General features: G+C 50.2%; 10 protein-coding genes and 1 other RNA gene. 4 read left to right on the top strand and 7 right to left on the bottom strand.

All coding sequences use genetic code 11. The features are described 5' to 3' along the window. Positions 1 to 8: 8 nt before the first annotated feature. The gene (locus ACYVK4_RS16795) at positions 9 to 986 is read left to right on the top strand and encodes an alpha/beta hydrolase (protein WP_461128675.1); all 978 of its coding nucleotides are present in this window, start codon (positions 9 to 11) and stop codon (positions 984 to 986) included. Between the two features lie 97 nt (positions 987 to 1,083). Here the strand turns inward: ACYVK4_RS16795 and ACYVK4_RS16790 are convergent, their stop codons facing one another. Then, positions 1,084 to 1,725, bottom strand: a complete 642-nt coding sequence (locus ACYVK4_RS16790) for a hypothetical protein (protein ID WP_461128674.1) — start codon at positions 1,723 to 1,725, stop codon at positions 1,084 to 1,086. A 174-nt stretch (positions 1,726 to 1,899) separates the two neighbouring features. Here ACYVK4_RS16790 and ssrA point away from each other — a divergent pair. Next, positions 1,900 to 2,273, top strand: a transfer-messenger RNA (tmRNA) gene (gene ssrA, locus ACYVK4_RS16785). A gap of 202 nt (positions 2,274 to 2,475) precedes the next feature. On the opposite strand, the gene ACYVK4_RS16780 is transcribed toward ssrA, so the two are convergent. From ACYVK4_RS16780 to ACYVK4_RS16755, 6 genes are all read right to left on the bottom strand, one after another. Further along, on the bottom strand, positions 2,476 to 3,324 hold the full coding sequence (locus ACYVK4_RS16780; protein WP_461128673.1) for a DUF2971 domain-containing protein: 849 nt from the start codon (positions 3,322 to 3,324) through the stop codon (positions 2,476 to 2,478). Between the two features lie 222 nt (positions 3,325 to 3,546). Continuing rightward, positions 3,547 to 5,349 (bottom strand): glycoside hydrolase family 9 protein, encoded by a 1,803-nt coding sequence (locus ACYVK4_RS16775; protein ID WP_461128672.1) that lies wholly within the window; start codon positions 5,347 to 5,349, stop codon positions 3,547 to 3,549. A gap of 158 nt (positions 5,350 to 5,507) precedes the next feature. Beyond that, positions 5,508 to 7,670, bottom strand: a complete 2,163-nt coding sequence (locus tag ACYVK4_RS16770) for a plastocyanin/azurin family copper-binding protein (RefSeq protein ID WP_461128671.1) — start codon at positions 7,668 to 7,670, stop codon at positions 5,508 to 5,510. 28 nt (positions 7,671 to 7,698) lie between these two features. Continuing rightward, positions 7,699 to 9,594 (bottom strand): 3-keto-disaccharide hydrolase, encoded by a 1,896-nt coding sequence (locus ACYVK4_RS16765; RefSeq protein WP_461128670.1) that lies wholly within the window; start codon positions 9,592 to 9,594, stop codon positions 7,699 to 7,701. A gap of 234 nt (positions 9,595 to 9,828) precedes the next feature. After that, a complete protein-coding gene (locus ACYVK4_RS16760) occupies positions 9,829 to 11,415 on the bottom strand; it encodes a glycoside hydrolase (RefSeq protein WP_461128669.1) in 1,587 nt (528 codons plus the stop codon). Positions 11,416 to 11,582: 167 nt separating this feature from the next. After that, positions 11,583 to 11,975, bottom strand: coding sequence for a hypothetical protein (locus tag ACYVK4_RS16755; RefSeq protein ID WP_461128668.1), 393 nt, complete (start codon positions 11,973 to 11,975; stop codon positions 11,583 to 11,585). A 305-nt stretch (positions 11,976 to 12,280) separates the two neighbouring features. Between ACYVK4_RS16755 and ACYVK4_RS16750 the strand changes: the two genes are divergently transcribed. After that, positions 12,281 to 13,282, top strand: a complete 1,002-nt coding sequence (locus ACYVK4_RS16750; RefSeq protein ID WP_461128667.1) for an NAD(P)/FAD-dependent oxidoreductase — start codon at positions 12,281 to 12,283, stop codon at positions 13,280 to 13,282. Positions 13,283 to 13,626: 344 nt separating this feature from the next. Continuing rightward, positions 13,627 to 13,950: a 2Fe-2S iron-sulfur cluster-binding protein gene (locus tag ACYVK4_RS16745; protein WP_461128666.1), complete on the top strand. Its 324-nt coding sequence runs from the start codon at positions 13,627 to 13,629 to the stop codon at positions 13,948 to 13,950. Positions 13,951 to 14,047 lie beyond the last annotated feature (97 nt).

The raw sequence follows: 14,047 nt of genomic DNA, 5'->3' as shown, positions 1-14,047 counted from the left end.
TTTCAGATATGAAATACGCATTCATCACCACCTTACTACTCACTTTTTTCAGCCTGACCGCTCTGGCCCAGTCAGAGGAGCCGATGCAGCTGAAAACAGCTGCCCTCTCCATTGATGGGACGTTAACGATGCCTGCTTCTGCGGCAAAGTCTGTTCCTGTCGTACTCATCATTGCAGGGTCTGGTCCAACAGACCGCAACGGGAATAATCCGATCCCATCCGGACAGATGGGGAGTGTAAAAGCCAATTCTTATAAACTCCTCGCCGATAGTCTGGCAAAACTAGGGATAGCCGCCCTTCGGTACGATAAGCGCGGGATTGGCCGAAGCGTTGCGCCGGGTATGACAGAACAGGACATGACCTTTGAAACCTATATTGAGGATGCTGAAGGCTGGATCAATCAGTTAAAAGCCGACAAACGGTTTTCTAAAGTAGTCGTGGCCGGACACAGTGAAGGTTCTCTGGTAGGAATGGTCGCGACGCGTAAGGCAAAAGCTGATGCTTATGTATCGCTGTCGGGATCGGGAGACGATATCGCCAGTAAACTAAAAGCGCAGCTGAAACCCCAGCTACCAGACGCCGACAGGGAGAGCGTGTTCAGCGCCCTGGATACGTTAAAAATGGGGCAGACATTACGCGTCCTACCTACCAAATATCCGGCAATCCATTCGTTGTTTCGCCCCAGCGTTCAGCCTTACATGATTTCTTGGATGAAATATGACCCGGCGGCAGAGTTAAAACAACTAACCGTGCCGGTGCTGATTATTCAGGGAAAACGGGATGTTCAGGTGTTCGTCTCCGATGCCGAAAAGCTATGGAAAGCCCTGCCTTCGGCTCAATATCAATTGTTTGATGAGATGAATCATGGGTTCAAAAATGTATCCTCAAACTCCATGTCCGAAGCGGCTACCGCTTACAATGACCCAACTCTGCCGCTAACCCCGGGATTGGCGACGGCCATTGCCCGGTTCGTGAAAGTGAAGTAAAAAGGTGAACGAGTAAACGACCGAGAGGGTGAAAGATGGGCTGTAGTTGAAGCCATTCCCCACCCTGAAAACCTTTCGCTTTTTCATACTACGCGTCTCAATTGGGAGAGTAATGTTGTAGAAAGGCAATGAGTCGCTCAAAGCGAATGAGTTCATACCGGTTCTGTGTCTGTTGGATAAGCAGTTGCCGGTACCGATCAATCAGACTGTTGAACTGCCTGTTGTGGTTCAGGCTGGCAGAAATGAGCCCCTTGTAAAAGCGGTGTATCTGGTTGTACACATAGGGGCAGGCCTGTTCGGGTTTTCCGTTCAGCAGTCGGTCCAGGGCGGTTAGCGTAGAGGAAGCCGTAATAAAATCAAGGCCTCTTGAATCGAAAAACTGTTCGATCTGCTTACAAACGAGAAGCAACTCCTCTTCACAGTGAATACGGAATCGAACGGATGTGTACTCACTAAACTGACTAATGGAGATCAGGATCGTGTTGGCATCCTGTTGACTACTAGCCTGGCTGGATAGAAATTGCTGGGCTATCTGCTCTACCTGCTCATTTCGACAGCCAAACCGAATGTCCAGAGTTATTTCGTCGTCAGAATAAGCCGGGGAAAGCATGACCAGTTGGAAGCCCGTTTCCGTAATTTTTCGGTATTGTTTTTTTTCGGGCATCAACAAAAACTGGTGCCGTTCAAAAAAAGGCGTCAGCTGCTGATATAGAGTGGTTTCGAAAGAGGTAGACGTCATGAGCGAAGCGACCTGACGGCAGGGTCAGGCTGACATATAGTAATACTACGGCTTTATTTTGGATTTGCCCAATAGATAGCCAATAAAAAAGTCAAAAGCTAGGGTACGGTCGTCGAACCAAATGTGATGTTTTCCGGTTGTTATTTTCGCAGACTCGCTTTGGCGTGTCAGTCTGGGGACGACCGGAATTGACAGCTTGCTGAGGTCGCGTGTAAGCATGCCGGGAGTTGACGGTATTTCCCGCCCAAACAAATCGTCAAAACAATAACTGGCGAATATAACTACGCCATGGCTGCCTAATCCGGAGGATTAAGCAATAGCCATTGTCTCCCCGGCCTACGTGCTGCTGGCTGGATCAGGAGGCATCGACTCGCAGCGCTGGCTCAGTTTATGGTATTAACGGCTGAGTAAGACACAAGTACCTACGGATGAAGCTTGGTTTGGTATACACCGGGCCGATTCCCGACAATCCTAAGTATACCTAAGCATGTAGAAGGCACGACGGGTTCCTTGACTGGACGAGAGTTCGAATCTCTCCGTCTCCACTTTTGAAAAGCCCTGTAAGTTGAAAAGCTTACAGGGCTTTTTGTTTGTTGTTGTGATTCTAATGACAGGAAAGTGGTCGGGAAATAAAAATGTAATACTTAGAATACTAAAAATCTTCTAACTTGATTTTCATTTTTTGTTCACTAATAGCCTAATCCCTGCCCAAGTGATTATTTGCTATCGACATTAAAGTGAGTTAAGTCGCTAAGGTAAGTCAACAGGTTTGATGCTGAAAGTTTGATCGTCAATGATCATTTTTTTTGAATTAACTTGATAATTATACTTTTTGATTAATGATAAAATGTAATCAATTTTTTGTGGTGAAACTCGGCAGCCAAAGTATACTTTCTTTAGACAAGCCCGCTCAAATTCAAAAAGGTCTTTACCCTTTCGATTATTTATAATAGCACGTATTTCGTTCTCATACTCCCAGACTGTTGATTTTGTCGTTATCCAATGATGTACAGCTGCATTATTATCTATCCCAAAATTTATGGGTTCGATAACAGCTTTATATTGTACCTCTCTAATAGTTAGGGCGTAATCTTGCCGTTGATTAATCGGGTGAAAATCAAAGCCAAAGCATATACCATCATGTTTGTTGGCATAATGACTCCACATAAGGTGAATATCTTGATATTTACTAAAACAACATACACCAGCTTGGTCTTTTATTCGATCGAAGCTGTTTCTGCTCGATTTTAAAAAATTGAATTTATTGTTATCTATATATTGATACATTTTTCTTCTATCTTTTCTAGGCTTACCTTCCATAACCTTATTTGTCCATGATCTTGACTGCTCTTTTGTTGAAGTAAAGTCGAGTAGGCCAGTGTACATATCAAAAGGATCGTTGAACGAGCTAGGGGAAGCGAACTTTAAACTTCGACCTTCGAGAATTTTTTCTGCTGAGTTGCATGAGGTGTAATGGTAAATTATGGCAGGTGGTAAAGGATAAATAATAGAGCCTTCATCTTTCTTTTGGACCGATTCTGAGGCATTTTCTTCGCTGTAATTTCTAGGATATAAAACTGGTGGTATTGGTGTTTGCATGAAGAATTTAATTGATGTGAATTATAGGTTCCAACTGTTGAATCCACGGGTACAAGTGCCATAGGCACGGTATGTTTGTAGCCAATTTGTCCCTTGAGTAAGAGGGGGACATCCTGGCTATAAACGTCAAGCCGCTACGCGGTCATTAAACGGCTTCATGTATTCTCCAAGATTAGATTCCCCTGTTTGATTTAAAGAAATCTGACTCGTCTTATTGCCCGTTTACCGATACACACTTATTTTCTGACTGCCCTGTAAGGCTTCCAGGGCTGCGGTTAGGTACACGAGCGGGGCGTTCCAGTTGATGGCGATTTCGTTGGAGGCATACGAACAGTCGGCGTCCAGGTAAACTTCGTCGGCGATGGTCGCGGTGTACCCGGCGCATTTGTCCTGCCGGGCGGCATTGGCGTTGGTGCCGCCGGAGAGCAGGCCCGGTACCGGCGCGTCGATGCCATCGGCCACGGACGGACGGTGGTGTGGGTGCATGGGCGTTTTGTCGCCAAAACCCGTCACGAATGAATACCCAACGGCGTTGCGGCCCAGCAAATAATCGAGGTTAGCCAGCGCGTAATGCAGATACAGATTGCGATTGGCGGAAGTGGTATAGCGATACCCCTGAATTAGCGCAATACCCTGATTGGCCGCTTCGGCGCTGCTACCCCAGATGAAATCCTTCGCCGACTTTCCCATAACCGTCTGAAACGCCTGCCGGTCGGCTCCGTTGATCAGTGAATCGGCCAGGGCGGTGATGTATTGCTTTACTTTTGGCAAATCTTTTTTGCCCGCAGCCGTGGCGTAGTTACCCGTCCGGGCGAGGGTATAATAGGCAAGCATCCGAACCTGAGCCCAGGAGGGGAGTGGTGTTTTCGCGTCGGGAAACAGATTGACGGCTGAATAATACGTATCCTCTTTAGTGGTGGCATATAGCTCGGCAGCCGCCCAGATCCACTCATCAACGGCGCTGCGGTCTTCATATCCGCCCGTCACGACGTCGGGGTCAAAGGCGTCGTTCATGGTCCGTTGGTTGTACACCACATTCGGGTTCGCTTTGGCCCAGCCCCAGGCTTTCACCGCGGCCGATAAACAGGAGTCGGCTAGTCCGGGAATCTCTGAATTATAGGGCTTTAGCACGCGGCTGGCCTGCGCCATGACAGCGGCAAAGTCGAGCGTTGCGGTAATGCCTTTGGCGACCACATACCGGTCTTTCGTGGCTTTGTCGGGCATAACCATCCCATCGAAACTTGGGTTGGTGAGTTTGTGATACACCCCCCCATCGGCGGGGTCCTGCATGGTCAGCATCCAGCGGAGGTTCCAGAGCGCTTCGTCCAGTACATCGGGCACTTTGTTGGTGCTTTCAGGGATGTTGGTATTCAGTTTCTTCACGTAGTCCGGGAATTCTTCACAAAGGGAGAGCAACGTTCCCATCGTGATGCCGGAGTTGACGATGTACTTGTTGTAATCACCAGCATCGTACCAGCCTTTGGGCGAGGAGATCACCGTACCGGCCGGGCGAGTTGCCGACACGGCCGATGGGTGAATAAGCACCCTCGTATCAGGGTGGCCAGCCGGGCGTGCCCATTGGCCGGCAAATTTGGCGGGCAGGTCGATGGCGGTGCGTTGGTAATAAAAACCCTTGATAGACCCAATGGCCAGATCCCGGTACACATCCTGACGAATATCGAACGGGTAGGAGTGACCCATGCCGGGAATAACCACCACATACGTACCCGGTTTGGTGAGGGCAGAGAAGTCGGCCGATCGGGTGATCTTCCCCGAGATCGCGTTTGTCCGCTTATCCCCCAAAGTGCCGGAGAAGACAACCGTTTTCATGTCGGCCGTCGTCACCTGAAAGGGGCCTTGAGCTTCGCCAACAACCACGGCGATTTTAACTGCGTTAGGATAAAAGCCGATCTGGTTGAGCCGGATCGCTTCGGAAAGGGGTTGAGATTGGGCAAATACGCTCGAAGTCAGTAGAAGAAACAGGAAAACCTTTGTTAAGGCACTCTTGCTTTGTTGAAAGGTCATGATTGAGGTTGGTTTAGGAGAAATTGAAACGGGAAGATTATGTCTAATATGAAGATTAATACCCTCGATAAACCCTAAATCCCCTGAAAGGGACTTTGTTCCTGGTCGAGCAAAGTCCCCTTCAGGGGATTTAGGGGTTTCAGATACAAAGAGTTATATTATTTAACCACCTTCATGGTACCCTGCATGACGTAAAAATGGCCCGGAACGGAACACTCGTACGTGTAATCGCCGGGCTTCTCAGGCGCTATGAAATAGATCGATTCGTTGGTGTTGGGCTGGAGCAGATTGGTGTGGTGCAGCACTTTATCCGTTTGGGGAATGTAATTTTTCTCCTGACCTTCCAATCCCAGCTTCATCGCCAATTCACCCACCTGAAGAGCTGAACCAGGTGCCACCACGACAAAGTTGTGCAGCATGTCGTCTTCATTATTAAACACCACCCGAACCTTGCTCCCCGCTTTCACCTGAAACTGATCGGGTGCGAACTTAAGACCGGGCTTGGTGCCCATATTGATGGTGTAGTCGGGCTGGCCCCAGGCGGCAGGCATTTCGGTTATGCGTTTGGCCATCGAACTGCCCGAAGCTTTTGTCATGGCCGATTTTGCCGCCGTTCCTTTTTTCAGCGTTGATTTTGCGTTTACAGGCGGGGTCGTAGCTGTGGAGGCCATCATAGCCGCGTGGTCGTGTGCAGGAGCCACACTGGCGATATTCAGTTTTTCGCCATCGGGAATGTTATTAAGGGTGTAGTAGCCTACGTTATGCAGCAGGGCACGACCGCTTTTCGACCGGACACCGGCGGTGGTAATTTCGTGAATATACCCCAACCGCAGGCTGTCGACCACCAAACGGGCTTTCATCCCATCTTGCGAAACGACGATTCCTTTGATTGGGCAACCGCCCCGATTGATAACCGGGCTGCCGTAGGTCGCGTGGTATTTATAGTTGAAGCCCGTCACTTTATAAGATGCCGGATCGACGGCCACTTCGGCATCCACCGGCTCAGTGAACTCGATCTCAAAGCCATCAGGCATTGCGTGGATGGTCTTCATCTCGAACGGCATCTTGCCCGTCCAGACCACGCGCTGCAAACTGAACAGTTCCTTCCCTGTCGACGACCAGCCCCGACTCGTCATTCCGACAAACATAGAGGCATCATGACCCCAAACCATACGAAGCACCCCCGACGAGAAGCCTTCGCGGAACGGGAAAACCACCCCCTGATAGACGCCTTTTACTTTTTCGAAGTCAACACGCGACAGAATACTCTGGCCCTGGTCGCCAACAAACAGCTGGTTCTCAAACGGACCGAATTTTCCTTTGGTGTTATCCGTGATCAGGCCGGAGGTCGAAATACCCAAAATGCCGTGGGGCAACCAAACGGCCGGGGCTTTCAACGCCGTGAATTTCTTTGACACATCGTACAGCGGCTCGCCGGTATTTGGCACATCCTGCGGCTTTATTTTGAGGGGTGATCCCGGCATATCGGTCCAGCGTAGGCTTTCGGCGTTACCCAGAAAGTCGCCCCGCTCCACCCGCGAGATACGGCCAGAGCCAACCCAGTCGCCCTGGTTTTCGGTATAGAAGTAGTCCCCTTCGGCATTCATGCCGTAGCCCGCAGGTGAACGCATGCCGGCGGCAAAGGGTGTCATTTTACCATCGGGCGTAATTTCCAGTGTCCAGCCGCGCCAGGGTACCAGGCTGATCCCATGCCCCAGACTGTTGCTCCAGCCTACGTTGAGGGTAACGAGCATGTTGCCGTTTGGCAGGAAGGTTGGCCCGTAGGAATATTCATGGTAATTGCCCGACAGCGGCCAGGAGTAAACCTTGTCGTACGAGTCAGCGCGGCCGTCGCCATCAGCGTCGTGCAATCGGGTCACTTCACTGCGTTGCGTCACGTAGATATCGCCGTCTTTATAGGCCAGACCCAGTGGTTCGTGCAAGCCATACGCGAACCGCTTGTACGTCGGGCGGACCGACCCGGTAACGTAAGGGTTGGAGACGATCCAGACTTCGCCCCGGCGCGTGCAGATGGCCAGGTTGCCATCGGGCAAGGTGACCATACCGCCCACTTCCAGAATGATATCTTCGGGTACGGGCAGGGAGATCAGCTTATAAAAGTCGTCCTCCTTTTCGGGGTCAGCCTCTACTTTGGCCAGGCCTTTAGGCGCGGGTGCCGGTTGCTTGCTGCTGGAGCTTACGGGCAGGCCGGTCTTCGATTGAATTTGTGCCTGTACGGACAGATGACTGATGCAGACAATGCCAGACGCCAGCAGGGCGGTTCGGGCTAAAATATATAAGGTATGCGAGTTGATATTCATGAGAAAATGCGGTCAGGAAGTTGAGCGATTACCAGATAATGGAGTAGGTTACCGAACCGGGGGCGTTGGTTGTTTTCACCGGCATCAGCATCTCTTTTGTATGCTGGGCCGTTTCCCGAATAATCGGTTTCTCTTTAGCAGGCAGCTCAATAAAATATTGTTTGTCATTGACGGCATACAGGCCATTAGGTAATTGAGTGATGTCTTTTCCTTCGGCCACCAGGCAGTAGATCGTACCGGGAACGGACGTGCCGGATGCGGGCGTAACCGTAAAGGTGTGGGCCAGTTTGTGTCCGTTGTCTTCAGCGGCAAACGACTCCCGTACCTGAGCGGCTCCCAGCGTGTATTTGAAAATGGGGCGGCCCGACGGATCGATATCATATCCCAGATTGGTGTACGTTGCGTTGGAGTCAGGCCAGGCCGCATTCTGATCGGCGAGGTAAGTCAGCGATGGTTTGCCCGACAGCTCGATCACGCTGCCTAAAGGAGCAGACAACTGCGTTTCGCCCCGACCGTGCCACATAGGTGTCGTTTCCAGGAAATCGCCCCGCCAGATCTGGAGGAATTCACCTTTGCGAAGATCGACGCTATAGTTCACCTGCCCCGGTTCGCCAACCGAAATCGTGTGGGTGTGTTTAACTCCGCGGTGATTGACAAAGCCCCGCTGCATAACCGGTTCGCTCGTAGCCAGCAGGGATATTTCGCCCACCGGTTCCTCGGCTCGTATCACCGGATTCAGGGTTGTGTACTGAACACCGGGGCCTTCGATGGCCAGCGTAATATCGTTGCCGCGGGCGTACCACAAACCGAAATTTTTGTAGTAGGAAAGCTCCAGCGGCAGGTCACCGGCGTTCAGCTGCACTTTAACGGACGCTTTGCCGCCATCTTCCGGTTCAATGGAAAAGATCTTTTTACCCGCAATGGTCAGTTCGCCCGCGCCGTTGCGAACATTCTTGTTCACTTCGGCAGGGATCCACGGCAATAGTAAGGATACGAAATACTCGCCCGTGCGGGGAATGTGCAGCGTGCCGGTTATTTTGCCGCCGAATTTATCGCGACTGCCGGGGGCGGCATGCGCCAGTACATCAATATTCATTTCCCGGATAGGTTTGAGGGCGTTGAAATCATTGACCGAGGCAAACTTGCCGTCGTAAGCGCTAAGCTTCATCTTGGTCAACGTTACCGGCTCAATACCGTATGACTTATAGGTGATGTTCCGAATGGCAACCGCGCCATGATCACCCTGGATCATGAGCGGACCTGTAGGCTTTTCGTCCTGAAAAGCGGCTGAACGGGTCGGTCCCAGAACTTCGATGTTTTCCTGTACCGTTACTCCATTCAGGATCACTTTAAGGAAGCGGGCGTTGGCTGTCTTTTCACCTTTTTCATTAAAACGGGGAGCCCGGAACGCAATCGTCAGGTGCTGCCACAGGCCGGGTGCCCGGCTTACATTCTGAACGGGCGGGTGCCCTTCGTAGCCTTTCCGTCCGTCGGGACGACTATCATCCCAGCGTTCGTAAATGGCGCCACAGTCGCTGGACTTAGGCACTTTCACCCCCCAGCTGTCGAACAGTTGTATTTCGTAACGGCCCTGCAGATAAACCCCCGAGTTGGAGCCTTTTTCCATCATGAAGTCGAGGTCGAGGTCGAGGTCACCATGTTCCATCTTGGTGAAGAGGTGGTCTTTCGCCTTCCCCGATGGGTCGTTGATCACAACGCCCGTACCGGATTTTGAACTGCCTTTTCCGTCTTTGTTGAGATCGTAGAACGCATCGCCGGCAATTTTCCAGTTTCCGCCGGTGGGCCTGAAATCGGCTAAGCTCTGGAGATTAACGGGTACGGCGGGAATGACATTAGGTTGCGCTGAAACACCCAGGGTGCATAGCAGAATACATAAAAGTGAACAACATACGTTGCGTTGCATAGGTAGAAACAAGGGATATGTACGAGTAAAAGGGCAAATACACTACATGAGCCTAAACGCAGAAGGCAGCATTCAGCGCATTCAACGGAATGAAAGCATGTTGTATATGAAAAAGATGAATTGAGGAAACACCGGACCGGTTGATTAGCGAAACGGCAGATCAAAAATAGTTGAATCTCTTCATTATTTATGATAACGATTGAAGGACTTTGGCCTGTCTGTCATGCCAGCTGTTTAATAGTTCCCAACGAGGGTAATGACCGACTTGGGTTCCAGCTGGATTTGACCGGCCGAAACGGTGGATTTGGCAAGGGCCTTGCTCGCGGTTGTCGTGTAACAGGCAAATCGGTTGTTCTTTATGGTCAGGCCCTGCAGCGGTAGCGACGCAGGCTGATCGGTCATGTTGATACACACCAGAACAATCTGTTTTCGGGCCGTATCTTTATAAGCCGACACCATATATTGGCTCGCTTCGGCTACAGGATTGCTAACCGCGCCCACGCGAACAGCTACCCGTTTCATGCCGGGCCTCACAAAGCGGGCGTAGTTGCCGAACGCCCACAGTTGTTTGGAGTCGATCACCTGGCCGTCGAGTCGGGCGTTGTTGTGTTGCTGAAAAGTACCGTCGGGTCCGTTAATATACACCAGCCCGTCGCTGTAATTATAGGGGTTAATGGCCAGCCACCATTGCCAGGAGGTTACGTTGGCAACGGCCAGATCATTGTGAATGACTTTGGCAACATACAGACCGTACTCCATATCGGTATGGCGGGGGTAGCCATTGTATTTGCCGCAAATATCGCCAAGGACACCAAACTCGCTTTGCCAGAGCATAGGATTGCCAACTTCGGCGGCTTGCCGGGCGGCCTTTTGGCGGATGGCTACCAGTGTTGAATCGGAACAGGTTGTGAAATAGCTATGGTAAGCCCAGATCGGCTCCACCTTCGGAAGTTTACTGATCGGGGTAGGTTGTTTGGGGCTGAAAAAATAGTCGAGCTGGTTTCCACGGCCGCTCTCGGCGCGTTCGTAGAGAAAATTTAGTTGCCCGGCTTCTCCGGTAACGATGGTCGTTTTCGACTTTTTCGCAGCCAGTTTCGCAGACAATGCTTTTGTAACAGCGGCTATATCGGAGTTCTCAGCGGGGGTACCTTCCTGTCCGGCGTTGCCATTTTTGCCGGCTGTCAAATCCCATTGTGGTTCATTCAGTGGACTCAGGTAATCGAATTTGAAGTGGTTGGCAACCGTGGCCAGAAAATCGGCGAACGGGTCGATGGCTTCAGGTTTCAGATTGACGGCCTTACCGCCCGGCGAAAATGCTTTGCCGTTGCGGGTCATTTGAACGGGGGGCGAGTTGGTGAACCCCAGCGTATAGCGAACGCCCCGACGACGGGCCGCCTGCAAAAACCACTGACTCCCGCTTTGTTTGCCCCAGTCATATTGGCCGTTGGGTTGCAGGAAACATTCCTCCCGACGCCACTCATCCGTAATGCGGCTGCTGTCTTTCTGCTCGAAACTACCTGCGCCGATGTTCATGCGCCACAGGGATAAACCAATTCCCTTTGGCTGACCCGTAGGCAGGGTATCCAGGCTGAATAAAAGATCGGCGACATGGTTCTTCTTCGTCTCATCCTGCCAGTTTCCAATGAACTTGGCCGACCAGCAGTCGGATGCGCCGAAACTATGAATCGTTTGAAATTCACGTCCAATCTTTACTGTTACGGGCTGATTGCCGTTGGTGGGGCTTTTGGCGGCAATGATTACCCAACTCACTGTTACCGTAAAAATAAGAATAAGCAGGGTTGGTTTGGCAGTAAAGCGCATATAAAGACGATGGGCTTTGACGCCTGTGAGGTTTCCGGCCCTTTTTGTTTGTTACGGGTAAAGCCCGATTTTACCCTAAATTACTGTTAGGAGAGTTGAACGAAAGTAGTGGAACTGGGCCAAACCTGATACCGGTCTGTTCTGAGTAGTGATACACACAGAGCCAATCAGGTCGTTGGGCACGTGGCGAGCAGCAGCCGCGTTTGGGCCTCCTGGTTTAATTTGTTCAGGATTTGGGTATGAGCAGCCAGCTTATTGTAGTTTCCGGTAGCCGCAGGGGAATCGAATTTGTTCACCGAATCCAGGTCTTGGATTAACTTCTGTAATTCAACCTCCATTCGCGTAATCAGAACCAAAAACTGGTCGGATGGGCACTGCCCTACATACTGCTTCTGTTTCCGTGAATCCGCAGCATCGGGCTGATTCGACTGGAAAAAGCTTACCAGATTTGTATAATTTTGGTGAAGGTTGAAGGCTGCCGTAACCCAGTCAAATAGGATAGCTTCATGCCTGTCTATGTCAGAATTCAACGCTACGTTTTTTGTGAATAGGCCGCCCATAGTGGTAGTTGTTTAAACTTTAGGCAAAATATATAATAAAAAGATAAACAAAAGTTAATTCGAATGTTATCATTTAAATTTTGTCGCTAATAATTGATTTAAAGGTAACTTTATATTCCTTTTATCCCGGTTACTGACTCTCAATCGAGTGTCAGGGTACACGGAGCTTTATTCCTTTTGCTTATCCCACATTCCATTTTTTGATTTAATACGGCGGTTCCGTGCCACTACCTTTACGCTATACAGGGCGGGGTTGGAGATAAACACCCCGTTTTTAACTGGTGCAATTTGCGCACGATAAGCCAATGATAACGACAGATATTTGCATAATAGGCGCTGGTCCGGTGGGCCTCTTTGCCGTTTTTGAAGCGGGTTTACTGAAGATGCGCTGCCATTTGATCGATGCCCTGCCCCAGGTGGGCGGTCAGCTTTCAGAAATTTATCCGCAGAAACCGATTTATGACATTCCTGGCTATCCAGCTATCAATGCACAGGTGCTCGTCGATAATCTGATGGAGCAGATTGCGCCGTTCAATCCAGGCTTCACCCTTGGTGAGCGCGTGGATGGCCTGCTCAGGCAGGAAGATGGATCATATCTATTGACAACGAGCGATGGAACGGTGGTACATTGCCAAGTGGTCGTTATTGCTGGTGGGCTGGGATGTTTCGAACCGCGTAAGCCCGAGATTATTAATCTGGAGCAGTTTGAAGGGAAAGGCGTTAGTTATATGGTGAAAAATCCCGAGCAACTTCGCGATCGACGGGTGGTGCTGGCGGGTGGGGGCGATTCCGCCCTCGACTGGACAATTTTTCTGGCCAATGTCGCGAAAGAAGTGACCCTCGTACACCGCAGTGATTTCCGGGGAGCGCCCGACTCGGCCGAAAAAGTTGTAGAGCTGGCCAAACAGGGACGTATTAATCTGGTTCTCCAGTCGACCATCACCAGCATCAACGGGAACGGCCATTTGCAGGAGGTAAACATTACTGCCAAAGATAAATCCGTAACGACATTGGCAGCCGATAACTTGATTCCTCTTTTTGGTCTGACGCCCAAACTGGGGCCCATCGCCGACTGGGGTCTGACCATCGACAAATCGGCCATCCATGTGGATACAACCGATTATTCGACCAATGTGGAGCGGATCTACGCGATTGGTGATATCAACACCTATCCCGGCAAATTAAAGCTTATCTTATGTGGCTTCCACGAAGCGGCCCTGATGTGCCAGAGCGCCTTCCGCCACGTTCATCCCAACCAGAAATTAAGTTTCAAATACACAACCGTTAACGGTGTGCCTGCTTTTTAGAATAGTTGGTAAGTTGGTAAGCGGCTTCGCCAAAGTCGGAAAGTTGGTAAGCGGCTTCGCCAAAGTCGGTAAGTCAGTAAGTCAGTAAGTGGCTGACGCATGCGTTTTGCTATCGCTTACAAACTTAGCAAAGCTACTTACCAACTTACCGACTTACCAACTTACCAACTTACCAACTTACCGACTTACTGACTTACCAACTTACCAACTTACTGACTTACTGACTTACTGACTTACCAACTTACCAACTTACTGACTTATCAACTTACCAACTTACTGACTTACCAACTTACCAACTTACCGACTTATCAACTTACCGACTTAGGCAAAGCCGCTAACCAACTATGATATCATTCACTATTGAAGACCGCAACGGCGAACGGGAAAGTTTGGAAATTCCTGAAGGGATAACCTTGAGCCTGATGGAAGTTCTGAAAGCATCGGACTATAATATTCTGGCGACTTGCGGGGGCATGGCTCTGTGTGCAACCTGCCATGTACAGGTACTTGATGGATTCGATGCCCTGCCCGAAGCTCAGGATGCTGAACTCGATATGCTGGACACCCTGCCCGATGCCGAATCAGACAGTCGGCTGGCTTGCCAGATTCGTATTGATGACGCTGTAGAAGGGGCAGTGTTCCGAATAAAAAGTGAGGTGCCTGTTTGATTTATTGTACAAAAGGGGCAATTGTTGACATTTTATTTGTTCATTCTATTAGAATAGGAAATAAAAGGCTTATTTGAATTTGTTTCACCATACTGCC

Source organism: Spirosoma aerophilum (assembly GCF_054782495.1).
This window is presented reverse-complemented; position numbering and strand designations above follow the sequence as displayed.